We start from the raw sequence: 24,242 nt of genomic DNA, 5'->3' as shown, positions 1-24,242 counted from the left end.
CTTATTCCGCCTCCGCTATAGGGTGAACCATGCAAAATACGATTCGCATCATCGGTATCGATCCCGGCCTTCGCCGCACCGGATGGGGCATCATCGATACGCTCGGCAATTCGCTGCGCTTCGTTGCCTCGGGGACAGTGACTTCAGATGGCGACATGGACCTTGCTTCACGCCTCTGCCAGCTGCACGACGGCCTTGCCGATGTCGTCCATTCCTACAAGCCGGATGAAGCCGCTGTGGAACAGACATTCGTCAACAAGGACGCGGTGGCAACCCTGAAGCTCGGCCAGGCCCGCGGCATCGCCATGCTGGTGCCGGCCCGTGCCGGTCTTCCAGTATCTGAATATGCGCCCAACGCGGTGAAGAAGACCGTCATTGGCGTCGGCCATGGCGAGAAGCAGCAGATCCATATGATGCTGAAGATCCTGATGCCGAAGGCGGAGTTCAAGGGCAATGACGCCGCCGATGCCTTGGCGATCGCCATCTGTCACGCCCATCACCGCGGCGGAAACCGCATGCGCCAGGCCATAGCCGACACTCCCGCAACCCATCCCTGACGGAAAAAGATCATGATCGGCAAGCTGAAAGGCACGATAGACGAGATCGGCGATGATTATGTGCTCGTGGATGTGCATGGCGTCTGCTACGTCGCCTATTGCTCGGCGCGCACGCTTTCTAAGCTCGGCTCCGTTGGAGAGGCCTGCGTACTTTTCATCGAAACCTACGTGCGTGAGGACCAGCTGAAGCTCTTCGGCTTCCAGACCCAGCTCGAACGCGAATGGTTCAATCTGCTGCAGAGCGTTCAGGGGGTCGGTGCCAAGGTGGCGCTCGCCGTGCTCTCGGCACTGACGCCTCCCGAACTTGCCAATGCGATTGCTCTGCAGGACAAGGCCGCAGTCTCCCGCGCTCAGGGCGTCGGCCCCAAGGTCGCTGTGCGCATCGTCACCGAACTTAAGAACAAGGCTCCCGCTTTTGCCGGCGAGGCGATCAATATCGGCCTCAAGCAGGAGATCGGCGAAGGCGTGGCCGCCGCCCCTGTTGCCGACGCTGTTTCGGCGCTGACCAATCTCGGCTATTCCCGCGACCAGGCTGCCAACGCAGTTGCCGCCGCCATGAAGACCGCCGGAGAAGATGCAGACAGCGCCAAACTGATTCGCCTCGGCCTCAGGGAGCTCTCGCGTTGACGCTCCGGCAGGGTGTCAATGGCGGCCGCTTAGTGTATGGACTTGAGCAAGCTTTGAACGGAAATGCCTGATGACTGATGCCCGCCTGATAACGCCGGAAAAGCGTGGCGAAGACCTGGATACCACGTTGCGCCCGCAATCGCTGGACGAGTTCACCGGCCAGGCGGAGGCGCGCGCCAACCTCAAGATCTTCATCGAAGCGGCCAAGAACAGAGGCGAGGCATTGGACCACGTTCTCTTCGTCGGCCCGCCCGGCCTTGGCAAGACGACGCTGGCGCAGATCATGGCGAAGGAGCTTGGCGTCAACTTCCGCTCGACCTCCGGCCCTGTCATCGCGAAGGCCGGCGATCTGGCTGCTCTGCTGACCAACCTCGAAGAGCGCGACGTGCTCTTCATCGACGAAATCCACCGCCTCAACCCGGCGGTCGAGGAAATCCTTTATCCGGCGATGGAAGATTTCCAGCTGGATCTCATTATCGGCGAGGGCCCGGCCGCCCGCTCGGTGAAGATCGATCTGTCGAAGTTCACTCTGGTTGCCGCCACCACCCGCCTCGGCCTGCTGACCACGCCGTTGCGTGACCGCTTCGGCATTCCGGTGCGCCTCTCTTTCTATACCGTGGAAGAGTTGGAACTCATTGTTCGCCGCGGCGCCCGCCTGATGGGCCTTGCCATGACGGATGATGGCGCCCGCGAGATCGCGCGGCGTGCCCGTGGCACACCACGCATCGCAGGACGCCTGCTGCGCCGCGTACGCGATTTCGCCGAGGTTGCCAGAGCCGAGGCCGTCACCCGCGAGATCGCCGACGAGGCGCTAACCCGCCTTCTGGTGGACAATATGGGCCTCGACCAGCTCGACAAGCGCTATCTCAACATGATCGCCGTGAATTTCGGCGGCGGTCCGGTCGGTATCGAAACCATTGCCGCTGGCCTCTCCGAGCCGCGGGATGCGATCGAGGATATTATCGAGCCCTACATGATCCAGCAGGGGTTCATCCAGCGCACACCGCGTGGTCGCGTTCTCACCGCAATCGCGTGGAAACATCTCGGCATGCAGCCACCGAAGGATATGGAGGCTGCACAGTTCGGGCTGTTCCGGGAGGACGATTGATTGATCAGCCGGCGCGGCTTTCTCAAATTGGCAGGCAGCAGTTTTGCCGGCCTCATGGCACTCGGCGGATATGCCTTCGCCTATGAGCCGCTGGCCCGATTGAGAGTTTCTCGTTATGCCCTAACCCCGCCGGGATGGACGTCCGGCCTGAAGCTGCGGCTTGTCGCATTGGCTGATTTCCACGCCTGCGAACCCTGGATGTCGGCGGCCCGCATCGCCTCGATTTGTGCCCGTGCCAACGAGCTGAAGGGCGACATTACGGTCCTGCTTGGCGACTATGCGGCCGGCATGAATATGGTGACGGGTCATGTTCATTCCAGTGAGTGGTCAAAGGCGCTCGCGACGCTTAGAGCCCCGCTCGGCGTCCACGCGATCATGGGCAACCATGATTGGTGGGAGGACAAGACCGCGCAGAGGAATGGCGGGGGCGATACTTTCGGACATAGGGCTTTGGCCGAGGCCGGTATTCCCGTCTACAGCAATCGCGTCATCCGGCTGGAAAAGGACGGGCATGGCTTTTGGCTGGCGGGGCTGGAAGACCAACTGGCGCTCCTGCCGAGCAGGAAACGAGGCCGCAGCCAGATCCAGGGTCTCGATGATCTCGAAGGAACGCTTGAGCAGATTTCCGATGACGCACCCGTTGTTCTGCTTGCTCATGAGCCTGATATTTTTCCGCGCGTGCCCGAGCGAGTGTCGCTTACTCTATCTGGCCATACGCATGGAGGGCAGATCCGCTTTCTCGGCTATTCGCCGGTCGTGCCCTCACGCTATGGCGATCGTTACGCCTATGGCCATGTTGTTGAGAACGGCCGAAACATCATCGTTTCCGGCGGGCTCGGCTGCTCCATCGCGCCTGTGCGTTTCGGCGTTCCGCCGGAGATAGTGGTCATCGATCTCGGATAATATCATGTCCAAGAGAACCGTCGTTCGCCTCAATGCAGGCAGCCATCGCTTCAACTACCGCATCGCCGGGCTCGGTTTTCGCGACGGGCATGTGCTTGTCCATCGCGCCGTTCACGAACCTTTCTGGACTTTTCCAGGCGGCCGCGCCGAAATTGGTGAAACCTCGGAGGAAACGCTGAAGCGGGAAATGATGGAGGAACTCGGTGTCGAAGTGACTGTCGGACGCCTGCTCTGGAGCGTCGAGAATTTCTTCCATTACGAAGGTCGCGACTGGCACGAACTCGGCTTCTACTATCTCATGGAAATCCCGCAGGAATTCCCGTTCCACACAGATGAGATCATTCATCGGGTCGAGGACGGTGACAATCACCTGGAATTCAAATGGGTGTCTGCAACATTCCAGGCCCTGACTGAGCTCGATATTCCGCCCTATTTCATCGCCGGTGAGATCGAAAACCTGCCGACCTCGCCCCGGCACCTGGTCTGGCGCGACGGCGATCTCGACGACAAAGACTAAAGCAACTCCGGCAAAGCTATGGAGCGGTCAGTATCCAGAATTGCGTGAAAACAAAGTGGTAAAGCATTTCCGCACTTCGAAGAAATCGGCAATGCTTCAAGGAGGAGATGCCATGCCGAGTTTCGATCCCTGTCGCATATTCCGAAAGCTCGCCTATAACAATGCTTTGGCGAACCACCGGCTTCTCGCCGCCTGCACAGCCCTCAAGCCGGGTGAATTCGAGGCGACACGCACAAGCTTTTTTCCGTCGATCAAATCGACGCTGAACCATATCCTCACAGTCGACTGGTTCTATGTCGATGGTCTCGAAGGTGGCACGCTCGGCCTTCGCGCCTTCGACATCGAAGAACCTTTTGACGATCTCCGATCACTCTCCGCGGAGCAGGCGAAAGTTGACCAGCGCCTCGTTACCGTCTGCGAAACGCTGACGCCGGAAAAACTCGTCTCGACTATAGAGCTTCAGCGCGACGGTCGCGTCCAGCGTGAGCGTAGGGAGGACGTGCTGAGCCATCTCTTCCAGCATCAGACGCACCATCGAGGACAGGTGCATGCCATGCTGTCTGGCAGCAGCGTTGCGCCACCGCAGCTCGATGAATTTATCGTTGATGACGATGCGAGGTTCCGGGGCGGCGAGATCGCTGCCCTCGGATGGAGCGAAGAGCGGCTGATGCGTTAGCTCTTGAGCCGCTCCTTCAGGCCATCGATGATCGTCTTGGTCAGAAGATCGTAATTCTCATCGAAGTGATGATCGCCCGGCAGTTCGATGACCTCACCGCCGACATCTTTGACGGCGGGGCAAGCGACATCGTCGTCATCATCTTTGCCATAGATGCACTGGACCAGCTTCGGATCGGAACCCTTGAGATCCTTGATAGGATCGCCGCCCGCACCCTCAGTCTTCTGACCGAGCCAGCCCATGACGGAAATGACGTAATCGACTTGGTGCGACAGCGACAGAAGCGAAATCTGCGCCACTGCCGCCTTCTCCGCCGGCTTCAAAAGCTGATAGGTGGCGGGCACGATATCCGCGCCGAACGAATAGCCGATCAGCAGGACGCGCTTGACCTTCCACTGCTTGCGATAGAAGTCGATGATGCGCGAAAGATCATCGGCCGTTTCCTGCGGCTTTCGCTCCGTCCAGAAATAGCGCAGCGAGTCGATACCGACGACGGGAATGCCCTCTTTCTGGAGCATGCCCCCCACTTCCTTGTCGATATCACGCCAGCCGCCATCGCCGGAATAGATCACCGCCATCGTGTCGAGGTTCGGCTTGGTGTCGAGAACGGCAAGCGGCAGACCCAGCGGATTGTCGAAAGCGCCCGAAGCCGTCACCAGGTCGTCGAGCGTGTCGGCAAATACCGTCTGCGCATCATCGTCGGATTCGCGGATGTCGATGGCATCATGCGTCTTCTTGAGATCTTCGACATGAGCGCGACCATCCTTGTCGGCCTTCGGCGTGAAGGTGGCAATGATCGGGTCCGGAAGCGCACCGTCGGTGAGCCCATAGATGCTGCGGTCTCCGACCACCTGCTTTGCGGCCGGCGTGCAGAGTTCCTTGGCCAGCGGAATACCCGCGCGCGGATCGACTGCAAAGGTCTGTCCAATCGTCGCATCTGGCGTCTGCGCAGCGATAGCGAGCGCCAGTGCGCCGCCTTCGCCGATGCCGGCAACGATCGGCAGGTGATAGGGACTGTTACCGGCGGCGCGCTGCACCTGCTGGCTGAGCGATTCAATATCGGAGACCGTATAGATACAGCCGTCATTCAGGCTGACGTCATAGCGGTTCAACGCTTCCAAATAGGAGGGAAAATCGATGCCGACGACGACAGAGCCTTGCGAAACCAAGCGGTCGGCCTCAGTCTTTTCATTGTCGCCCCAGCCGGCCGCATCGGAAATCAGAAAGACGGCGCCCTTCACCTCGCCCTGAGGCAGGAAGATATGCGGCGAAGGGATAAGGCCGGTCTCGAAGCTCTGAGTGGTTTCGTCGGCAGCATAAGACGGCATGGCCGCAAGCATGCTGATGCATGCAGCAAACAGGTACTTTTTCATCATTTTCTCACTACCCCTTTCAATCCGCCCCCGATCAGAAACGTCGCATCCATCAATGCGATCATCGGATTGCCCCCTCCGGAGACCGCAAGATAGCGCGGTTGCCAGTGCGGATGAAACTTGGATTTGAAGGCGCGAAGCCCCTTGAAGTTGTAGAAGCGCTCGCCGTGTTCGAAGATCGTACCGCCGATACGGTCCCAGACGGGCGCCACCTCGCGTTTCGACATGCCTGAAAGGGGAGCCATGCCGAGGTTGAAATGCTTAAAGCCTTGGCCGCGCAGATACTCCATAATCTGCACGAACAGGAAGTCCATGGAACCCTTCGGCGCATCAGGCGAGAAACGCATCAGGTCGATCGTCCCCTCCTCCTTTGCCGAAGTGACGAGGATATTGGCAAAGGCAACGATCCGGCCGTCCTTCTTGAGAACGCCGACCGGCTGCGACATCACGTAGTCAGGATCGAATGCGCCAAGTGAGAAGCCCTTTTCCTTCGCATTGTGATGCTCAAGCCACGCGTTGGAAACGGCCGAGAGGTCGTCGATGATTGCCGGAATACCGGCAGGTTCGACAACGGAGAACTCCAGACCGTCGCGTTGGGCGCGGCTCGCAGTTTGGCGCAGGTTCGCCCATTTGCCCCCCTTCATCTCGAAAGTGCGAAGATCGACCACCGCCAATTCACCGAGCTTGAAAGCGCGCAGGCCGGCATCGGCGCAATGAGAAAGCAGCGCCGGCGAGATTTGGTAGAAGACGGCGCGGCAGCCCGCAGCGCGGGCCGCTTCCACGAAGCGCCAGACCAGTTCCGGCACAGCATGATGGCTACCCACCGGATCGAACAGCGCGATCCATGAACGGCCCTGCCGGCCATACATGATGAAAGCGTCGCCCTTTTCTGAAAACATGATGGACTTGTCGCCCATGCGCACGAGGTTGGCGTCCGCACTGTCCTGTTTCTCGACGATTTCCACGGCGCGGCGCACCGCCTCCGCATCGGCCGGCTCCGGCTTGAAAGTTGCCGGCCGCAACAGGCTGAAAATGGCGATAGCAGAGGAAATGATCGTAATGCCGAGCACAGCACGCAGACCGCGTGGCGCCTCGGCCGCAAATTCGAACTGCCACCAGAGTTCGTTGCTGTATTCCACGTCGCGGTAGACGAAGAGCAGAATGACGACTGCGCCGACAACGATCACGGCGATCGCAGTCAGCCAGGACGCCGTCATGGCCTGGTTGAGAAGCGAGGCATGGCGAGTAAAGAGCCGACGGCTCACGAACAGGCCGAAGACCAGAAAGGCCAGGAAGCCTGCCTCGACAAGAGCGATCGCCTTCAGCAGCGAAAGTGTCAGGGCAGCAACGGCGGAAAATACTGCTACCCACCACGCGCCATCAAGCCGCTGGCCAAGGCCCCGCGCCGCTACGACAAGTGCAAGCCCGAGCAGGCTGGAAAGGAAATGTGCACTTTCTACAATTGGCAACGGCAGATAATTGGAGAGAAATTCCAGGTTCTGATCGGGCGTCGGCGTCACGCTCGAAAAGATCAGCATGACGCCGAGAAGCAGCGCCAGCGCCGAAAGAAGCTGCGGCATCAGCCGCCCGCCGATACGCCGCACGCTGGAGGCAGCCGGATGATCCACGAAGCGGCGAAGTTCGGTTGCCGACACCGCGAGTATTGCGATCAGCAGCGGCAAAACGTGATAGATCAGGCGATAAAGAACCAGTGAGCCGAGAACGGCATCGATGTTCACCGCGCTGCCGAGCGACGCGATGATGACGGTCTCGAAAACGCCGAGGCCCGCCGGCACATGGCTGAGCACGCCAAGCCCGACGGCAATCGCGTAAACGGCCAGAAACACCGGCCAGCCGATCGCCGTTTGAGGCAAGAGCACGTAGAGCACGGAGGCGGAAGCCGCGATATCGAACGCGGTCACCAGGAACTGACGCGACCAGGTGCGCGAATCCGGCAGGCGGAGAGTAACCGACCCAATTTCGATAACCTGGCCCTCGCGGCCGAGTACCATGAGAGAGCCGAGAACCGCCAGAATGGCAGCCGCGATAAGACGAAGCCACAGACTGCTGACGCCGATCAGCGGCGCGATTTCATTGGCGATGACTAGGAGCGCGATTGCCGCCACGGCCGCCAGCCCGAGGCCGAAGGAAAGTGTGACGAAAGCTACGATGCGGCCAATATCTTCAGGCGAAATCCCAAGGCGCGTGTAGGCGCGGTAACGGATCGCCCCGCCCGACAGCGCCCCGAAACCGGCTGTATTGCCGACCGCATAGGCACTGAAGGCCGTGAGCGCGACATGCGGGAAGGGCAGACGCTTGCCGATATAGTCGATGGCATTGATATCGTAGAAGACGAGCGCCAGAAAGCTCAGGGCCGTGAAGAACAGGGCGAGCAGGATCGAACTTAGCCGCGTTTCCGCCAGCGCCTCCACCACGTCGTCGTAGCGGACCTCATTCGTCAACTGCATGATCGCGTAGCCGACGAGGCAGAAAATGAGAAGCGTGGCGAGAGCCGTCAGCTGTGTGCGATAGCGTCGGAAAAGTGCGCCTGGCGAAAAGCCTTCTTCCGTCTCTGAATTCTCTTCCAACTTGTCGTGACCCGACATTTCGTACCTGTCGCAATTGCCAGCGTGGCGGGAATCTCTTTCGAAAGACGTAACATAAGCAACATGCAAGCTCTATGAACCCTGTTGCGATTATCTATACCCGCGCACTTGCCGCCTCCTTCATACTCAATTGGGGCAAATTTGCGCAGCACGCAGGCCTGAATGCATTGCATTTTCGTAAGCCTGTCCTCGCCGCCGATAGATATTTGGAAAGATCAGGCCGCCGGTTCACCCCCGGCATGGGCCTGTGCTGCGTAACGCGCTGCAGCGGCACTCGCATCGATCTCACGTTCGCCGGAAACCTGCACCGTCGGCACCGCGAACTGGATGCCATTTTCCTTGAAGGCATTGCGGATCATCGCCAGCGCGTTGCGGCGGATGACGAACTGCTCGCCGGGCTTCGTCATCATCGACAGCCGGATCTCGATGGCGAATTCACCGAACTGTTCCACGCCTTTCATCTTCAGCGTTTCGATGATGTGCGGCCCCCACTCCGGGTTATCGAGCAGCTGCTGGCCAATCTGCTTGATAATCTTCTTCGTCTTCACGAGATCGGTGTCGTAGGTCACGTTCAGGCTGATCTTGTCGATCGTCCAGTCCCGGTTGAGATTCTTGACTGCCCCAAGTTCACCGAAGGGCACCGTCGTCAGTGGCCCGCGATGATGGCGAAGCTTTACGGAACGCAGGCTAAAGGCCTCGACCACGCCCTTGTGGCTGCCGCTTTCGATATACTCGCCGACCCGGAAGGCGTCGTCCCAAAGGTAGAACATGCCACTGATGACGTCTTTGACGATGGTCTGCGCGCCGAAACCGACGGCGACGCCAACGACACCGGCGCCGGCAATCAGCGGTCCGATTTCGATACCGAGGCCCGAAAGCACCATCAGGACGGCGATCACGACAATGACGACTGCAAGGATGTTGCGGAAGATCGGCAGCAGCGTCTGCAGACGGGCGCGTTTGACCTTCTCTTCGTCATTGATCGTGCCATCGACGGGAGAATCAAGCAGTTTGCCGTCGATATAGGCCTTGACCAGATGCCAGAGCAGATCGGCCGCGAGCAGGATGACGATACCGCCAATGATACCGCGGGCCACCCGATCGATCATCGTTTCGTTCGACATCATCATCGTGGCCGTTTCAACGCCGAGCATACGACCGAGCCAGATGGCTGCAAAGGCGATAATCAAAGCCCTGACGCCGCGATCGAGCAACACGGTCGCGATGCGGCGTTTGGCGAGAAAACCTGCTTCAGCCTGGTGGAAGGATTTGACTGCGAGCGTCGAGACGGCAAGCACCCTTGGCAGCAGCAGCAGATAGATGCAGACCCATAGAAGCCAGTCGAAGCTCAATACCCAGATGCCCCAGAGCAGCATGAAATAAAGAGTCAGCAGCCAGGTAACGGCATGGCTGCGCCGCGTCTCATTGCCCGGCCGGGACCAGACCGCCTCCGTGGCAATCAGGAAAAGGCCAATGCCAAGTACATAACCGATCAGATATCGCGCGGCCATGGAATAGCCGAGCGGCTCCATTGATTGGAGAATAACCCAGCCGAAAACAAAATAGATGACAAACAGCGTGCAGCGGCGGAACCAGAATTGTGCGACGGCCGGATCGACAGCAACAGTCTCACCCTCCCCGCGTGGCAGCGTAACGAGATCGACGATGACTCCGCCAATAGAAACGGCGAAACGCTGGGCAACGACAGCAATGGCAATTGCGATCGCGATATTCAGGCTAACCGGCGGCCAACTGAAGCTGATTAACGCGAGGCCCGTTGCGAGGCCGAAGACAATGGCAGGAATGACCCGCGCGGCAAGCCGCGTGCCGGTCATCTGCGCTGCCCGCTCCCGCCTTTCACGTACCGCCCTCCGCACCAGGATTTCGACGATGAAGCCGGTGACGAGAATGGCGAGAAATTGCCCGGCCATCCGGAGCGGACCAGCCGCACTCAATTCTCCGAGGAATAGCGATGAAGCACGTGCGACCTCGGAGGGCAGCGTCATCGCCGCACCGGAAACCATCGCAATATGCTGGCGCGCGTGCTGCAGGCGGCCGGACAATATCGACATTTCCTGGTCGTTACCGGCGGAAGCTGCAGGCGCCGCCATCTGCGTCGCCATCCATTGCTTGACCTCGGGCGTCTGCATCAGTTCCATCATCTGCCGCACCTGGGCAGGCGGCGGCGCAACCTCGGAGGAACCTGCCGGTATCGTCTGTGCATAAACGGCACTGAAAAGAGAGAGCAGCATCAGGATGCCACAGATGCCGATCGCAGAAATTCGCCCCATACCCGCCTCCGGTTTTGCACGTCAGGCATTTATGCAAGCGCCGCTGCGGAAAAGCCAGACGAACTAACGATCTAGCTGATTGCCGGCCAAAAGAACGCCGCCGAACATTGCAAGCCGGCGGCTGATATAAAAACGAATGAGCTTCGCTTACTTGTGTGGCTTTTCGACATGACCGCCGAAGCCGGCACGCATGGCCGAAAGCACCTTATTGGCAAACTCATCCTGGTCGCGCGAGGAGAAGCGGCCGTGCAGTGCGGCGCTCAGCACCGGGGTCGGCACGCTTTCGTCGATGGCAGCCATGATCGTCCAGCGGCCCTCGCCGGAATCCGAGACGCGACCCGCATATTTCGCAAGGGCCGGATCCTTGTGCAGGGCATCGGCCGTCAGGTCGAGCAACCAAGAAGTGATGACGCTGCCGCGGCGCCAGACTTCGGCAATTTCCGGCAGGTTGAAATCGTACTGATAATATTCCGGGTGCGCGAGTGGCGCAGTCTCCGCATCCGCCTCATGCGTCAGGGCGCCAACATTGGCGTGCTTCAGGATGTTGAGGCCTTCTGCATAGGCGGCCATCAGACCGTATTCGATGCCGTTATGAACCATTTTGACGAAGTGGCCGGCACCATGTGGGCCGCAATGCAGGAAGCCCTGCTCGGCGGTGCTGAGAGCCGCAGCCTCCGGCGTGCGGTTCGGCGAGGCTTCCGCGGTGCCGTTGCCCGGCGCCAGCGTTGCGAAGATCGGCGACAGATGCTGCACGATACCCTTCTCGCCGCCGATCATCAGGCAATAGCCACGTTCGAGGCCGAAGACGCCGCCGCTGGTGCCGACATCTACATAGTGAATGCCCTTGGTGATAAGCTCCGCGCCACGGCGGATATCGTCATGATAATAGGAGTTGCCGCCGTCGATCAGGATATCGCCGTCATGCAGCAGCGGAACGATCGACGCGATGACCTTGTCGGTGATGGCGGCCGGCAGCATCAGCCAGACGGCGCGCGGACGAGCGAGCTTCGAAACGAATTCTTCGAGCGAAGCGCTGCCATCAGCTCCGAGGCCGACGAGCTCGGCGACACTTTCCGGCCGGGCGTCATAAACCACGCATTCGTGGCCGCCCCGCATCAAGCGCTGGACCATGTAATTGCCCATACGGCCCAAACCAACCATGCCAAGCTGCATCTGAAATCTCCTGGGATTTAATCGATATGATTCCGGAAACTAGCACCGGCATTGAGACAGGCAAGCGAAGTCTCTGTCACAAAGGCGAATGCATCTATTGCATCTGGCGCAGGCGGTACCTTTCGCCCTTGGCAATTTGTCGTCTTTGGAATGCAAATCCAACCCTTCCAAAAGATATAGCCGCCTCACCGGCGGCTATATCTTTTGCGTGATCGACGTTGGCTCAGCGCCATCGGCCGCTCCGGATCAGGGTATCGATGCTCAACCTTCCTGCGCTTTGGCCTGCTCGCCGCGCATCTCGCTGAGGAACATGCCTTCGCGCAGATTGATGCCGTATTCGACAAAGGCCTTCATGCAGCAGAACATCTGCGTCCAGCCTTCGAGATTCTGATAGGTTCCGCGCCGCCCCGGTTCGTCCTCACGCCAGCCGTCTTCGGCGATGGTCACCATGGTGCCACCATCATCAAGTGGTTTGAAATTCATCTCCACAAGGGTCTTGTAAGGCTTCTTCTCTTCGTCCGTGGCCCCATCCCAGCGCAGCACGATCTTGCGGTCGGGTACGAGTTCGACCACCTCGACCGGTACATCCTTCCACCAGGTCACCGTCGTGCCCTGCACCAGCGGCGCACTCGCTCCGCCTATCGTAGTGAAGTAGCTCGACAGCTTCTTTGGATTGACGACTGCATCAAAAACATCAGCCACCGGCCGGCCGATGCGGCCCGAGACGCGAATATTGAGGGACATGCGACTTCCTCCTCTTCTCCGTTGTATCTCCCGCGATTATGTTATAAAAATATAACATGTCAAGCGAATCGGATGACGATCCCATTTTCAAGGCGCTCGCGCATCGCCGCCGTCGCGATATTCTCGACCTTCTGAAAGAAGAGCCGCGCACCACAGGCGCGCTCTGCGATGCATTTCCGGAGATGGACCGCTGCACGGTCATGCAGCACCTGAAGGTGCTCGAAGACGCCGATCTGGTGATAGCCAGAAAGGAAGGAAGGGAGCGCTGGAATCATCTGAACAGCCTGCCGATCAAGCAGATCCACGACCGCTGGATCAGCGCCTATGCCGGCCACGCACTCTCTATTCTGGACCGGCTGAAGAGTGATCTCGAAGGCCCGTCGCAATAGCTTGCTGTGGTGAGCACCTCGCCCTTATGATCAGGGGCGAGGAAACAGCCATGACGATTTCAGGATCAACGATCCGGCGCATGCGCCGGCTGCGTAACATGAGGCAGGAGCATCTGGCGGAACTGCTCGCCGTCACCAGGCAGCCGTTTGGGCCTGCACAATGGCGCACCGAACGACAAGAACAACCTGCCGGAAAAATCGGAAGCCATGGGTCTCGCCAGCGTTCTCGATCCGAATCTGCCCGACGACTATTTCCTCTTCATCGCCAACGACAACGACTTTCTCACCCAGGATCGCTTCTAGGTTGGCGCGGCTTACAAAGGTGACGGCGGCGCCGATGTCGATACCATGTTCCAAGTCTATCAGGTTACCCTGCCGGGCCTGAAGAAGTAAGCCGCATCGGCGGGAACAGACGCTCCGCCCGCCGATCTTCCCCACTCGAAGACATCATTACGGGCGCCGAAGCGTCCGTCTCCTCAAGCTGCCTTATCCCAGACCGGCGCCAACCCTTCCGGACTGACGATGCGGCCATCCGCCTTGACGAGTGCGTGGATCGCCGCCATTTCCTCCGTCGTTAGCGCAAAATCGAAGATCGCCGCATTCTCCTCGGCCCGCGCTTCCGAGACAGTTTTGGAAAGCACGATCACGTCCTGCTGCGCGATCCAGCGCAAGACGATCTGCGCGATCGATTTGCCGTGCTTGGCGGCAAGTTCCTGCAGCACTGCATCTTTGAACACCTTACCGTCGGCCATGGCGTAATAGGCAGTGACCGACATATTGAGCTCTCTTGCCGTGCGAAGGACCGGCGTCTGGTCGATATAGGGATGATATTCGACCTGGTTCGTGACGATGGGTAGGCTGCTGAACCTGACGGCCTTCCGCATCAAATCAGTGTTGAAGTTTGAGACACCGATATGGCGCACCTTCCCCGCCTTTGCCACCTCGTTCAGCGCGCCGATCTGCTCGGCAAGCGGCACGGTTTCGTTTGGCCAGTGGAGCAGCAACAGATCGACATGGTCCGTTTTCAGCTTCTTCAGGCTCTCATCGATCGAGGCGAGAAAGGCATCGCGCCGGTAGTTCTCGACCCAAACCTTGGTCGTCAGGAAGAGATCGCCGCGGGCAACACCCGAGCGGCGGATGCCTTCGCCGACGTCGGCTTCGTTGCCATAGATCTGCGCCGTGTCGATATGGCGATAGCCGTTGGCAAGCACATGCGAGACCATGCGTTCGGCATCCGGTCCCGGCATGCGGAACGTGCCGAAGCCAAGGGCGGGGATGGAGGCGCCATTGGCGCTGACGAATTTCATGCTTCTTTCCTTTCGGCTGGGAGAGATCAAGCTGCGCGGCCAGCAACAGCCGCGGCTGGAGCGGAGCGGCGGTCAAGCGCACCGCTCCGGATGGTGAGACCAAGGGCCACCGTGACGAGCGCTGCCGCGACGAAGGGCGTCGCGCCGAGCCCAAATCGGGACTCGACCACCAGGCCGCCGATCCAGGCGCCCATGGCGATACCGAGGTTGAAGGCGGCAATGTTCAGCGCCGAGGCAACATCGACGGCATTCGGCCGCAGCTGGCGCGCCAATTGCACGACATAGAGCTGCAGACCCGGTACGTTGGCGAAGGACAGGAATCCGAGAATGGCGAGCGTCGGGATGGTCAACCAGGGCGAAACCGCCGTGAAGCCGAAGAGCACCAGCACCAACGCCTGGGCGATGAACAGGAAGGTCAGTGCCTTGACCGGATCGCGGTTCGAGATACGCCCGCCGACCACATTGCCGACAGCGATCGCCACGCCATAGAGCATCAGGATCAGGCCGACGGCTGAGGAGGCAAAGCCGGTGATCTCTTCGAGGATCGGTGCGAGGAAGGTGAAGGCAACGAAAGTGCCGCCATAACCGAGCGCTGTCATCGCATAGACGAGCAGAAGCCGGCCTGTGGCGAGTAGGCGGATCTGTTCGCCAATGCTGGCAGGCGGAGCCTTCTTGAAGTTTGATGGCAGCAGCAAGGCAATGCCTGCGAAGGCGACGACACCGAGGCCGGCGACGACGGCAAAGGTGGTGCGCCAACCGAAGGTCTGGCCGATGAAGGTGCCGAGCGGAACGCCGGTCACGATGGCAACCGTCAGGCCCATGAACATCATGGCAATCGCCGATGCGCGGCGGTTTTCCGGCACCAGATCGGCAGCGATCGTCGAGCCGACCGAGAAGAAAACACCATGCGCGAAAGCCGAGACAACACGCGCGATCAGCAGCACCTCATATCCGGGGCTGAGCGCAGCGATAATATGGCCCACGATGAAGAGAGCCATCAGCCCGAGCAAAAGCGGCTTACGCTCGATCCGCCCGGTCAATGCCGTCAGGATCGGCGCGCCGAAGGTGACACCCAGCGCATAGACGCTGACGATGAGGCCGGCGAGCGGCAAAGTGATGTGGAGATCATTGGCAACAGTCGGCAAGAGGCCAACGATGACGAATTCCGTCGTCCCGATCGCATAAGCCGCGATCGTCAGTGCAAAGAGTGCGAGAGGCATGAGAATGACCCGATGGAATTGCGGTTCTTGTTCGAACCGGAATATGGGCGTGGCGCACTTGCTCGATAACAGCCTATAATGGCTCAACAGTTGTGAATTGAATTCAAGATGGGAAGCGGATGGACAACCGCGTTGGCGAGATGGATGTCTTCGTGCAAGTGGCCGAACTGCAGAGCTTTTCGGCAGCCGGCCGCAAGCTCCGGCTCTCGCCCTCTGCCGTCAGCAAGCTCGTCACGCGGCTCGAGGATCGTCTCGGCACGCGCCTTCTGGTCCGCACCACCCGCGCCCTGCAACTGACGCCGGAAGGTGAAATCTATCTCGAACGCTCCCGTCGCATCCTCTCGGACATCGAGGAAACGGAACGCGCCGTCTCAGCCGGCGGCACGACCGTGGCACGCGGCCGTTTGCGCGTCAGCAGCTCAGTCGCGTTCGCGGTTCGCTATATCGTGCCGCTGGTGCCGGATTTTCTGAAACTCTATCCGGAAGTCGATCTGGACCTCGCGCTTAGCGATGGCATCATCGATATCGTTGGCGAGCGCGCCGACATCGCCATCCGGTCCGGCGCCTTGCGCGACTCCTCGCTGAAGGCGCGCAAGCTGCTCGAAAGCCGCCGCGTTATCGTGGCCTCGCCCGATTATCTGAAACGGCAGGGCGTGCCGGAAAACCCTGAAGATCTCGACCGTCACAATTGCCTGACCTTCAGTTTCCGCTCAGCCTCGGAGGAATGGCCCTTCCGCGACCCGCAAAACGGCGACCGGTTCTCAAGACCTATCTTCGGCAACTTCGAAACAAACAATGGGCCGACCGCCCGCAGCCTTTGCCTGGCCGGTCTCGGCCTCGCCCGTGTCGGTCAATTCCATGTGCAGCCGGATATCGATGCCGGAACCCTTGTGCCCGTGTTGCAAGCCTATAATCCTGACGATATGGAGCTCATCCACGCCGTCTATCCCGGCCACGAACATCTCGCGGCCCGCATCCGGGCCTTCATCGATTTCCTGGGCAAGAACATCCGTTAAAGAGACCAGCTTCATCGCTCTGTCACGGACCAAAGATAGCAAGCGCTCCATGCCGATAGAAATCCATCCGCCACGACAAAGCTGGACTGACGACTTCCTCGGCCTGAAGCGGGCCCTTCTGCGCGCAGCACCCGCTGGCGCGGTGATCCATCATATCGGCTCCACGGCAGTGCCAGGCCTAGCAGCAAAGGACATCATCGATATTCAGGTGAGTGTCGATAGTCTTGACCTGATCGACGAAGCCGCGTTCGAGAAGGAAGGGTTCAAGAGCCGCTCGATCGCAACCGATCACTGCCCACCGGGCGTCGATCTGGCCGAATATGAGCTGAGAAAGCTGTTTTTCAAAAGCACGGGCCGTCCTGCGAATATCCATGTCCGTGAAAAGGGTCGCTTCAATCAGCGTTACCCGCTTCTCTGCCGGGATTTCTTGCGCGCTCATCCGACGGCTGTAGCCGCCTACGCCCTGATCAAGCAACGCCTCGCCGGCTATTTCCCTGACAATGTCGATGCCTATTACGACATCAAGGATCCGGTCTTCGATATCATAATGGAAGGCGCCTACGACTGGGCAAAGCTCACCGACTGGAGCGAACCACCGGGCGACTGAAAACAGAGCTTGTCGCGAGATATTGGCGCGGCTCAGGAAGAACCCGCCAGCAAAGAAATAAAGTGCGATCCACACAACCGGTGGAAACTATCGATCCTGGGCGCCTACGAAAGTAGGTGGGTGCCGTGTGTCCAGACCCACGAGCCCGGACAGGGACAGCTCCCTAAGGATCGGGTATGGCCCCGAGGATTCATTTGTTCCTGTCGAGAAGCACAGACCGCGTCGCAGAATATAGGGGCATTTATCTCGCCGCACCAGTGGGGCAGCGGTGCTGTCCCAAATTAATTGAGTTCGGCGGGCGCACGACCATTCAATTTGTCGGTAATGCCCTGAATGCGGCTTGTCACTTCCGAAAGCGCCGCAGCAATGCCTTCCTCAGTGCGGGCAGTCGCCTCAAGCACGGTATCGCGGTTGCTGCGGAGCAGCTCTAACTCCGATTCCAGCCCGGCGACACGTCGTGTCAGCTCCGAGATTTCGTCCATTACCATGATGCCGGCCATGACGGTGATCCTGAGATCGCCGATTTCACCGAATTGCCCTTTGAGATGGCCGACGTAACGGTCGAAACGGACTGCCAGATCGGTCAGGTGCTCTTCCTGCCCTTCTTCGCAGGCCATGCGATAGGCCTTACCGTCGATCGTTACCGTTACCTGCGCCATGTCTTCCAGTCCTCTTAGCGGTCAAGTACCGCGCGGATCGTCTCCATCGCCGTCACCAGCCGCCGCGAAACCTCGCGATTGACCTCTTCCAGCCGGTTTGCACGGAACTCCGCCTGGTCGAGCTCCTGGGCAAGGCGCGAGCGGTCGGCATGCACGCGGCGAACCTCGCCTTCGATCTCGCCCTGCTCGCGCTGGCGCTCGATACGCATGTCCACCGCATTCTCGAGACTCGAGATTGCCTGTTTCAGCTCTTTAAGCGCCGCTTCGATGGTTTTGCCGTTAGGCGTCATGTCTCTTCCGGTTCCCCGCACAAGACCCTCGAATCGGCTTCCACAGCCGACCCTATATTTTCAAAAGGATACGCAGCTAGGTTTGAGCGCGTCAATAAAGCCACCCGGCTCGCTCCCGCCCTATTCTGTGGATGAACGATTTACACAAGTCTGTCACACAAAATTCGTCTTTTGTAAAACTTGACGGTCAAATGTCAAAAATCGTCGCACCCGACCTTCAAACCCCGTCCGTTTTATTGACTTGCCCGTTCCAACTGCTATGTCTCGACCGCTCTCATTGATGGTCTTGGCAGGCTCGAGGCCATCCCAACTTGGAACCAGCGGAAAAGCCATGACCTCACGCGAACAAAACGATCGGATGGCGAATGCGATCCGATTCCTCTCCATGGATGCTGTCGAAAAGGCGAATTCCGGCCATCCGGGCATGCCCATGGGCATGGCGGATGTGGCAACGGTCCTCTTTACCAAATATCTCCGCTTCGATCCCAAGAAGCCGCATTGGCCGAACCGTGACCGTTTCGTGTTGTCAGCCGGCCATGGCTCGATGCTGCTCTACTCGTTGCTCTATTTGACCGGCTATCCGGACATGTCGATTGAAGACCTCAAGCAGTTCCGCCAGCTCGGCTCCAAGACTGCCGGGCACCCGGAATACGGACATGCTACGGGCATCGAAACCACCACCGGCCCGCTCGGCCAGGGCATTGCCAATGCTGTCGGCATGGCGATCGCCGAGCGCAAACTGCGCGAGGAATTCGGTCCGGAACTGCAGGATCACTATACTTATGTCATAAACGGCGATGGCTGCCTGATGGAAGGTATCAGCCATGAAGCGATCGCGCTTGCCGGTCACCTGAAGCTCAACAAGCTGATCCTCTTCTGGGACAACAACTCGATCACCATCGACGGCGCCGTTTCGCTATCGGACTCGACCGATCAGATCGCCCGCTTCAAGGCGGTTCACTGGAATACGATCGAGATCGACGGTCACGACCAGGCTGCCATTGCCGATGCGATCGAAGCCGCCCACAAGTCTGACCGCCCAACCTTCATCGCCTGCAAGACGGTCATCGGCTTCGGCGCTCCGAACAAGCAAGGCACCCACAAGGTACATGGCAACCCGCTCGGCGCCGACGAAATCGCCGCCACCCGCAAGGCGCTGAACTGGGAATACGAACCCTTCGTCGTTCCCTCCGACATCCTCGACGCATGGCGCGCCGCCGGCACCCGCTCCGACAATATTGTCAAGGCATGGGAAGAAACGCTCGCCAAGTCGCCGGCCAAGGCAGAGTTCACCCGTCGTTTTGCCGGCGACCTGCCGGAAGGTTTCGACAAGGCCATTGACGACTACAAGAAGAAGCTTGCCGAAACCAAGCCGACGATTGCCTCCCGCAAGGCATCGGAAGACGCGCTCGAAGTCATCAACGGTTTCGTGCCGGAAACGCTCGGCGGTTCCGCCGACTTGACTCCGTCGAACAACACCAAGACCAGCCAGATGGTCTCCATCACCCCGACGGATTTCAAGGGCCGCTACATGCACTGGGGCATCCGTGAGCACGGCATGGCCTCTGCCATGAACGGCATCGCGTTGCACGGCGGTCTTATCCCTTACGGTGGCGGCTTTCTGATCTTCTCGGATTATTGCCGTCCGCCGATCCGCCTCGCCTCGCTCATGGGCATCCGCGTCATCCACGTGCTCACCCATGACTCGATCGGCGTCGGTGAAGACGGCCCGACCCATCAGCCGGTCGAACAGATCGCCGGCCTGCGCGCGGTACCGAACCTGCGTGTTTTCCGCCCAGCGGACGCGGTTGAAACCGCGGAATGCTGGCAGATCGCCATGAAGAGCAAGGATCATCCGTCGGCTCTCGCCCTTACCCGCCAGAACCTGACGACGGTCCGCACCGAGTATAATGAGAAGAACCTCTGCGAACTCGGCGCTTATACGCTTGCCGGCAACGCCGACGCGAAGGTCACGATCTTCGCTTCGGGCTCGGAAGTTGAAGTTGCCGTTGCCGCCCGCGCAACCCTCGAAGGCAAGGGTGTCACCACCCGCGTCGTCTCCGTTCCTTGCACAGAACTCTTCTTCGACCAGCCGGAGGCCTACCGAAAGGACATCATCGGCAACTCGCCGGTCAAGATTGCTGTCGAAGCCGCCGTTCGCGAAGGCTGGGATGCCTTCATTGGTCCGGAAGGCACGTTCGTCGGCATGAAGGGCTTCGGCGCTTCCGGTCCGGCAAAGAAGGTCTTCGAACATTTCGGCATCACGGCTGACGCCGTCGTTGCCGCTGCGGAAGCAAGGCTTTAATGGGAGTGCCTTCGGGCACTTCTTCGTCTAATATCAGTAAGCCCCACCTCTAGGGAGTGAATGCACATGACAGTCAAGGTTGCCATCAACGGTTTTGGACGTATCGGCCGTAACGTTCTTCGCGCCATCGTCGAATCCGGCCGCACCGACATCGAAGTCGTCGCCATCAACGACCTCGGCCCGGTCGAGACCAACGCTCACCTGCTCCGCTACGACTCTATCCATGGCAAGTTCCCTGCCGAAGTGAAGGTCGAAGGCGACACGATCATCGTCGGCAACGGCAAGCCAATCAAGGTTACTGCGATCAAGGATCCGGCAACCCTTCCCCATCGGGAACTGGGCGTCGACATCGCGATGGAATGCACGGGCATCTTCACCGCTCGCGACAAGGCTGCCGCTCACCTGACGGCTGGCGCCAAGCGCGTCATCGTTTCGGCTCCTGCCGACGGCGCTGACCTGACCGTCGTCTTCGGCGTCAACCATGACCAGCTCACCAAGGAGCACATGGTTATCTCCAACGCCTCCTGCACAACGAACTGCCTGGTCCCTGTCGTCAAGGTTCTCGATGACGCCGTCGGCATCGACCACGGCTTCATGACGACCATCCACTCCTACACCGGAGACCAACCGACGCTCGACACGATGCACAAGGACCTGTATCGCGCCCGCGCCGCTGCGCTTTCGATGATCCCGACCTCGACGGGCGCTGCAAAGGCCGTCGGCCTCGTGCTGCCGCACCTCAAGGGCAAGCTCGATGGTACGTCCATCCGCGTTCCGACCCCGAACGTTTCGGTCGTCGACTTCAAGTTCGTCTCCAAGAAAGCCACGACGGTCGGCGAAATCAACGAAGCGATCAAGGCTGCCTCGAACGGCAAGCTGAAGGGCATCCTCGGCTACACCGACGAACCGCTCGTTTCGCGTGATTTCAACCACGACAGCCACTCCTCCATCTTCGCAACCGATCAGACGAAGGTTATGGAAGGCAACTTCGTGCGCGTCCTGTCCTGGTACGACAATGAATGGGGCTTCTCCAGCCGGATGTCCGACACGGCTGTAGCCTTCGCCAAGCTTATCTGAGCTTGACGGTAGATTGAAAAACGGCCTGGGAAATCGGGCCGTTTTGTTTTGAGGAACCGTGTCCAACCTTCGCTGATTCGGGTCGAAAGAGCAGAAAATAGTGCATCTGAATATTCGAAAGGCTGATCCGGCCGACGCCCGGGAACTTTCCGAAATTCTCAACGAGATCATCGCAATCGGCGGCACAACCGCAATCGAGACGCCTCTTTCGCCGGAGGAACTGGCCGATTGGTTCATAACAGGCGAATGGCCTCTGACATGCCATGTCGCCGAGAGCAGTTCTGGCCTCGCCGGTTTTCAGTCCCTGAGCCTCTACGGAAACCCACCGAAGGGCTGGGCCGATATCGCGACGTTTGCGCGGCAGAACCCAAAGATACCAGGCGCCGGAACCGCACTTTTCGCGGCAACTCTTGCCGTTGCTAAAGAGCGCAATATCGAATTCATCAACGCGACAATCCGCGCCGATAATACTGGCGGTCTCGCCTACTACGAAAAAATGGGCTTCCGCACCTACAATACGATCGAAAAGGTGCCGCTTAAGGATGGTACGCTGATGGATAGAATTCAGAAGCGATATGAGGTGCAGAAGGATTGGAGCGGCCTCCAGTCGCCTCATCGATAAAAAGTGCGGCGTCCCGTCTGTTCGCCCTGCTCTCGCCTGATTTGCTTATACATTCTTTATAGAGACTTTTTCCCATAGCATCCTTCACTGTCCCTCCTCTCAAGGGTCGTCCAGCAGCATGATGCAGCAGTGCAAGCCGAGGTTAAGCCGCAGGGCCTACCCTTCTGCTGCATTTTGCCGTTTACTAATGGATCGTTTTGGACGCGGAGGGCAAAAGGGACAGGCCGGGGCGGCTTCAAGATCGCGTGATGAAGCGAAAGGGGTGGGCATGGAAGCGTTTTACATCGTGGTGCTTGTCGCAACGGCACTCGTGCTTCTTGCAGCCTTTTCAAGCCTGCTGGCTTTCCGCTTCGGTGCCCCCCTCCTGCTGCTCTTCCTGATGATCGGCCTTGCTGCCGGCGTCGATGGTCTCGGCATCGAATTCAGCAACAACTATCTTGCCTATGTTCTGGGCTCCATCGCCCTTGCGATCATCCTTTTCGATTCCGGTTTCGGGACGCCGATGCAGGCTTTCCGCATCGCGGCGGTACCCTCGTTGACTCTCGCATCGGTCGGCGTGCTGTTGACGGCAGCACTCTTCGCCTTTGCCGCCCGCTGGCTGCTGCATTTCAGCTGGCTCGAAGGCATGTTGCTTGGCTCGATCGTCGCCTCCACGGACGCCGCTGCCGTCTTCTTCCTGCTGCGCATCGGAGGAATCAACATCCGTGACAAGGTGCGCTCCACCCTCGAAGTCGAATCCGGCACCAACGACCCGATGGCAATCTTCCTCACCATCGCGCTGGTCGAGGTTCTCGCCAGCGGCGAACGTTACGCCGGGATCAATATCGGCTTGCTTGCCATGTTTATCCAGCAAATGGGCCTTGGCGTCATCCTCGGCCTGCTCGGTGGCATGATGATCGTGTTGATCGCGGGCCGGCTGGAAATGGATCGCGGCCTCACGCCTATCTTCGTGCTGGCGCTTGCCTTGCTCGTCTTCGCCTTCACCGGTGCCGTCGGCGGCAGCGGCTTCCTTGCCGTCTATGTCGCCGGTATCTATGCCGGAAACCGCAAGATGCAGGCGATCGGCACCATCAAACGCTTCCAGGACGGCATGACCTGGCTCGCCCAGATCATCATGTTTCTCGTGCTCGGCCTGCTGGCGACACCCTCGCAGTTTCCGGTCATTATCGTGCCGGCCATCCTGCTGGCGCTCTTCCTGATCTTCGTTGCCCGACCGCTCGCTGTTTGGCTGTCGTTGCTGCCCTTCGATTATACGCAACAGGAAATCGGCTTCGTCGCCTGGGTCGGTCTGCGCGGCGCCGTGTCCATCCTGCTTGCCATCATGCCGATCCTCGGCGGGCTGCAGCACAGCCAGATCTATTTCAACACCGCCTTTATCATTGTACTCGCCTCGCTGCTCGTACAGGGCTGGACGATCAAACCACTTGCCAAGCGCCTCGGCCTCATTATCCCGCCGCGTATCGGCGCTGTCGATAAGGTGGAGGTCGACTTGCCGGGCGCTGCCAACCACGAGCTGTTGTCCTATCGTGTCATCAAGGATAGCCCAGTGCTTCGCGGCGAGCGCATCCCGCGTTGGGCTGCGCCCTCGCTCGTGATCCGCGACGGCAAGTCGATGCGCTATCAATATGCCGGCCGCCTCAGGGAAAACGATCTCGTCTACCTCTTCATCGCCCCCAGTTACTCGCGCCTGCTCGACCGCCTCTTCGCCAGCCGCGCACCCGTAGATGAGGACGATGCGGAGTTCTTCGGCGCCTTCGCGCTCTCACCGGCCCGTCCCGCTGCCGATCTCGACGCCGCCTATGGTCCCGGTCTCCTGAACGAATCCGAAAAGGGATTGACGATCGCCGAGCTGATGAAACAGCGCCTCGGCGGCAAGGCAGATTATGCCGATCGTGTCCGCCTCGGCTCGCTCATCCTCATCGTTCGCGATCTCGACGACCAGGATCACATTACCTCTGTGGGCATGTCGCTGGAGGCTGTCGAGCCCGCCACCACGCTGCCGATCTTCATCAATCTGCGTGATATTATTCAGCGCATCCGCGACCGTGTGAAAGGCCGCCGGAAACATGAGGCAGCCAGGGCGGAAAGTGCGCCAGCGCGAGACGAAAGCCCACGCTAAAACGGCGACCCGCTGCCTTGCGTCTCCTCCGATCCTTGCTATGGTCTGCGCAACTT

General features: G+C 59.5%; 22 protein-coding genes, 1 other RNA gene and 1 pseudogene. 14 read left to right on the top strand and 10 right to left on the bottom strand.

The genetic code is table 11. The features are described from left to right. Positions 1-29: 29 nt before the first annotated feature. The 6 genes from ruvC to FHX08_RS29060 all read left to right on the top strand — a co-directional run bounded on the left by ruvC (position 30) and on the right by FHX08_RS29060 (position 4,388). Positions 30-557, top strand: a complete 528-nt coding sequence (gene ruvC, locus FHX08_RS29085) for a crossover junction endodeoxyribonuclease RuvC (RefSeq protein WP_132656931.1) — start codon at positions 30-32, stop codon at positions 555-557. Between the two features lie 12 nt (positions 558-569). Further along, positions 570-1,184, top strand: a complete 615-nt coding sequence (gene ruvA / locus FHX08_RS29080) for a Holliday junction branch migration protein RuvA (protein ID WP_132656932.1) — start codon at positions 570-572, stop codon at positions 1,182-1,184. A 67-nt stretch (positions 1,185-1,251) separates the two neighbouring features. Then, complete coding sequence (ruvB, locus tag FHX08_RS29075) at positions 1,252-2,292, top strand: Holliday junction branch migration DNA helicase RuvB (RefSeq protein ID WP_165911959.1); 1,041 nt, start codon at positions 1,252-1,254, stop codon at positions 2,290-2,292. Continuing rightward, positions 2,293-3,195, top strand: coding sequence for a metallophosphoesterase (locus FHX08_RS29070; protein WP_132656934.1), 903 nt, complete (start codon positions 2,293-2,295; stop codon positions 3,193-3,195). A gap of 4 nt (positions 3,196-3,199) precedes the next feature. Then, positions 3,200-3,712 carry an NUDIX hydrolase gene (locus FHX08_RS29065; RefSeq protein ID WP_132656935.1) on the top strand — a complete coding sequence of 171 codons (513 nt, stop codon included), beginning with the start codon at positions 3,200-3,202 and terminating at the stop codon, positions 3,710-3,712. Between the two features lie 112 nt (positions 3,713-3,824). Then, on the top strand, positions 3,825-4,388 hold the full coding sequence (locus FHX08_RS29060; protein ID WP_132656936.1) for a DinB family protein: 564 nt from the start codon (positions 3,825-3,827) through the stop codon (positions 4,386-4,388). Here FHX08_RS29060 and FHX08_RS29055 read toward each other — a convergent pair. From FHX08_RS29055 to FHX08_RS29035, 5 genes are all read right to left on the bottom strand, one after another. Beyond that, positions 4,385-5,764, bottom strand: a complete 1,380-nt coding sequence (locus tag FHX08_RS29055) for a virulence factor family protein (protein WP_132656937.1) — start codon at positions 5,762-5,764, stop codon at positions 4,385-4,387. The genes FHX08_RS29060 and FHX08_RS29055 overlap by 4 nt on opposite strands. After that, positions 5,761-8,367, bottom strand: a complete 2,607-nt coding sequence (mprF, locus tag FHX08_RS29050; protein ID WP_132656938.1) for a bifunctional lysylphosphatidylglycerol flippase/synthetase MprF — start codon at positions 8,365-8,367, stop codon at positions 5,761-5,763. The genes FHX08_RS29055 and mprF overlap by 4 nt, the downstream gene beginning before the upstream one ends. A 215-nt stretch (positions 8,368-8,582) precedes the next feature. Continuing rightward, the gene (locus FHX08_RS29045) at positions 8,583-10,658 is read right to left on the bottom strand and encodes a mechanosensitive ion channel family protein (RefSeq protein ID WP_132656939.1); all 2,076 of its coding nucleotides are present in this window, start codon (positions 10,656-10,658) and stop codon (positions 8,583-8,585) included. Positions 10,659-10,805: 147 nt separating this feature from the next. Continuing rightward, positions 10,806-11,831: a phosphogluconate dehydrogenase (NAD(+)-dependent, decarboxylating) gene (gene gnd, locus FHX08_RS29040; RefSeq protein WP_132656940.1), complete on the bottom strand. Its 1,026-nt coding sequence runs from the start codon at positions 11,829-11,831 to the stop codon at positions 10,806-10,808. A 261-nt stretch (positions 11,832-12,092) separates the two neighbouring features. Beyond that, positions 12,093-12,575 carry an SRPBCC domain-containing protein gene (locus FHX08_RS29035; protein WP_132656941.1) on the bottom strand — a complete coding sequence of 161 codons (483 nt, stop codon included), beginning with the start codon at positions 12,573-12,575 and terminating at the stop codon, positions 12,093-12,095. Between the two features lie 56 nt (positions 12,576-12,631). On the opposite strand from FHX08_RS29035, the gene FHX08_RS29030 reads away from it, so the two are divergent. Together FHX08_RS29030 and FHX08_RS29025 are read left to right on the top strand one after the other, a co-directional pair. After that, a complete protein-coding gene (locus FHX08_RS29030; RefSeq protein WP_132656942.1) occupies positions 12,632-12,964 on the top strand; it encodes an ArsR/SmtB family transcription factor in 333 nt (110 codons plus the stop codon). A 141-nt stretch (positions 12,965-13,105) separates the two neighbouring features. After that, positions 13,106-13,357: pseudogene (locus FHX08_RS29025) on the top strand (hypothetical protein); the annotation flags it as partial. A gap of 83 nt (positions 13,358-13,440) precedes the next feature. Here FHX08_RS29025 and FHX08_RS29020 read toward each other — a convergent pair. Both FHX08_RS29020 and FHX08_RS29015 read right to left on the bottom strand, forming a co-directional pair. Further along, positions 13,441-14,271, bottom strand: coding sequence for an aldo/keto reductase (locus FHX08_RS29020; RefSeq protein ID WP_132656943.1), 831 nt, complete (start codon positions 14,269-14,271; stop codon positions 13,441-13,443). Positions 14,272-14,297: 26 nt separating this feature from the next. Further along, positions 14,298-15,491 (bottom strand): MFS transporter, encoded by a 1,194-nt coding sequence (locus FHX08_RS29015; RefSeq protein WP_132656944.1) that lies wholly within the window; start codon positions 15,489-15,491, stop codon positions 14,298-14,300. Positions 15,492-15,610: 119 nt separating this feature from the next. Here FHX08_RS29015 and FHX08_RS29010 point away from each other — a divergent pair, with 119 nt between their 5' ends. Beyond that, positions 15,611-16,507: a LysR family transcriptional regulator gene (locus FHX08_RS29010; RefSeq protein WP_132656945.1), complete on the top strand. Its 897-nt coding sequence runs from the start codon at positions 15,611-15,613 to the stop codon at positions 16,505-16,507. Positions 16,508-16,556: 49 nt separating this feature from the next. Then, complete coding sequence (locus tag FHX08_RS29005; RefSeq protein ID WP_132656946.1) at positions 16,557-17,114, top strand: GrpB family protein; 558 nt, start codon at positions 16,557-16,559, stop codon at positions 17,112-17,114. A gap of 62 nt (positions 17,115-17,176) precedes the next feature. Here FHX08_RS29005 and ssrS read toward each other — a convergent pair. The 3 genes from ssrS to FHX08_RS28990 all read right to left on the bottom strand — a co-directional run bounded on the left by ssrS (position 17,177) and on the right by FHX08_RS28990 (position 18,063). Further along, positions 17,177-17,336: non-coding RNA, 6S RNA (gene ssrS / locus FHX08_RS29000), on the bottom strand. Positions 17,337-17,395: 59 nt separating this feature from the next. Beyond that, entirely contained in the window at positions 17,396-17,773 is a 378-nt protein-coding gene (locus tag FHX08_RS28995) for a cell division protein ZapA (RefSeq protein ID WP_132656947.1), read from the bottom strand. Between the two features lie 14 nt (positions 17,774-17,787). Further along, on the bottom strand, positions 17,788-18,063 hold the full coding sequence (locus tag FHX08_RS28990; protein WP_132656948.1) for a DUF4164 domain-containing protein: 276 nt from the start codon (positions 18,061-18,063) through the stop codon (positions 17,788-17,790). Positions 18,064-18,394: 331 nt separating this feature from the next. On the opposite strand from FHX08_RS28990, the gene tkt reads away from it, so the two are divergent. The 4 genes from tkt (at position 18,395) to FHX08_RS28970 (ending at position 24,186) form a co-directional block, all read left to right on the top strand. Then, a complete protein-coding gene (gene tkt / locus FHX08_RS28985; RefSeq protein WP_132656949.1) occupies positions 18,395-20,368 on the top strand; it encodes a transketolase in 1,974 nt (657 codons plus the stop codon). A gap of 66 nt (positions 20,369-20,434) precedes the next feature. After that, the gene (gap, locus tag FHX08_RS28980; RefSeq protein ID WP_132656950.1) at positions 20,435-21,445 is read left to right on the top strand and encodes a type I glyceraldehyde-3-phosphate dehydrogenase; all 1,011 of its coding nucleotides are present in this window, start codon (positions 20,435-20,437) and stop codon (positions 21,443-21,445) included. Positions 21,446-21,551: 106 nt separating this feature from the next. Then, entirely contained in the window at positions 21,552-22,067 is a 516-nt protein-coding gene (locus FHX08_RS28975) for a GNAT family N-acetyltransferase (RefSeq protein ID WP_132657243.1), read from the top strand. A gap of 268 nt (positions 22,068-22,335) precedes the next feature. Continuing rightward, positions 22,336-24,186: a potassium/proton antiporter gene (locus FHX08_RS28970; RefSeq protein WP_132656951.1), complete on the top strand. Its 1,851-nt coding sequence runs from the start codon at positions 22,336-22,338 to the stop codon at positions 24,184-24,186. Positions 24,187-24,242 lie beyond the last annotated feature (56 nt).

The organism is Rhizobium sp. BK529, assembly GCF_014194105.1.
Taxonomy (GTDB): Bacteria; Pseudomonadota; Alphaproteobacteria; order Rhizobiales; family Rhizobiaceae; genus Rhizobium.
Note: the sequence above shows the minus strand (reverse complement) of the source record. Positions and strands in the feature narration are given on the sequence as shown.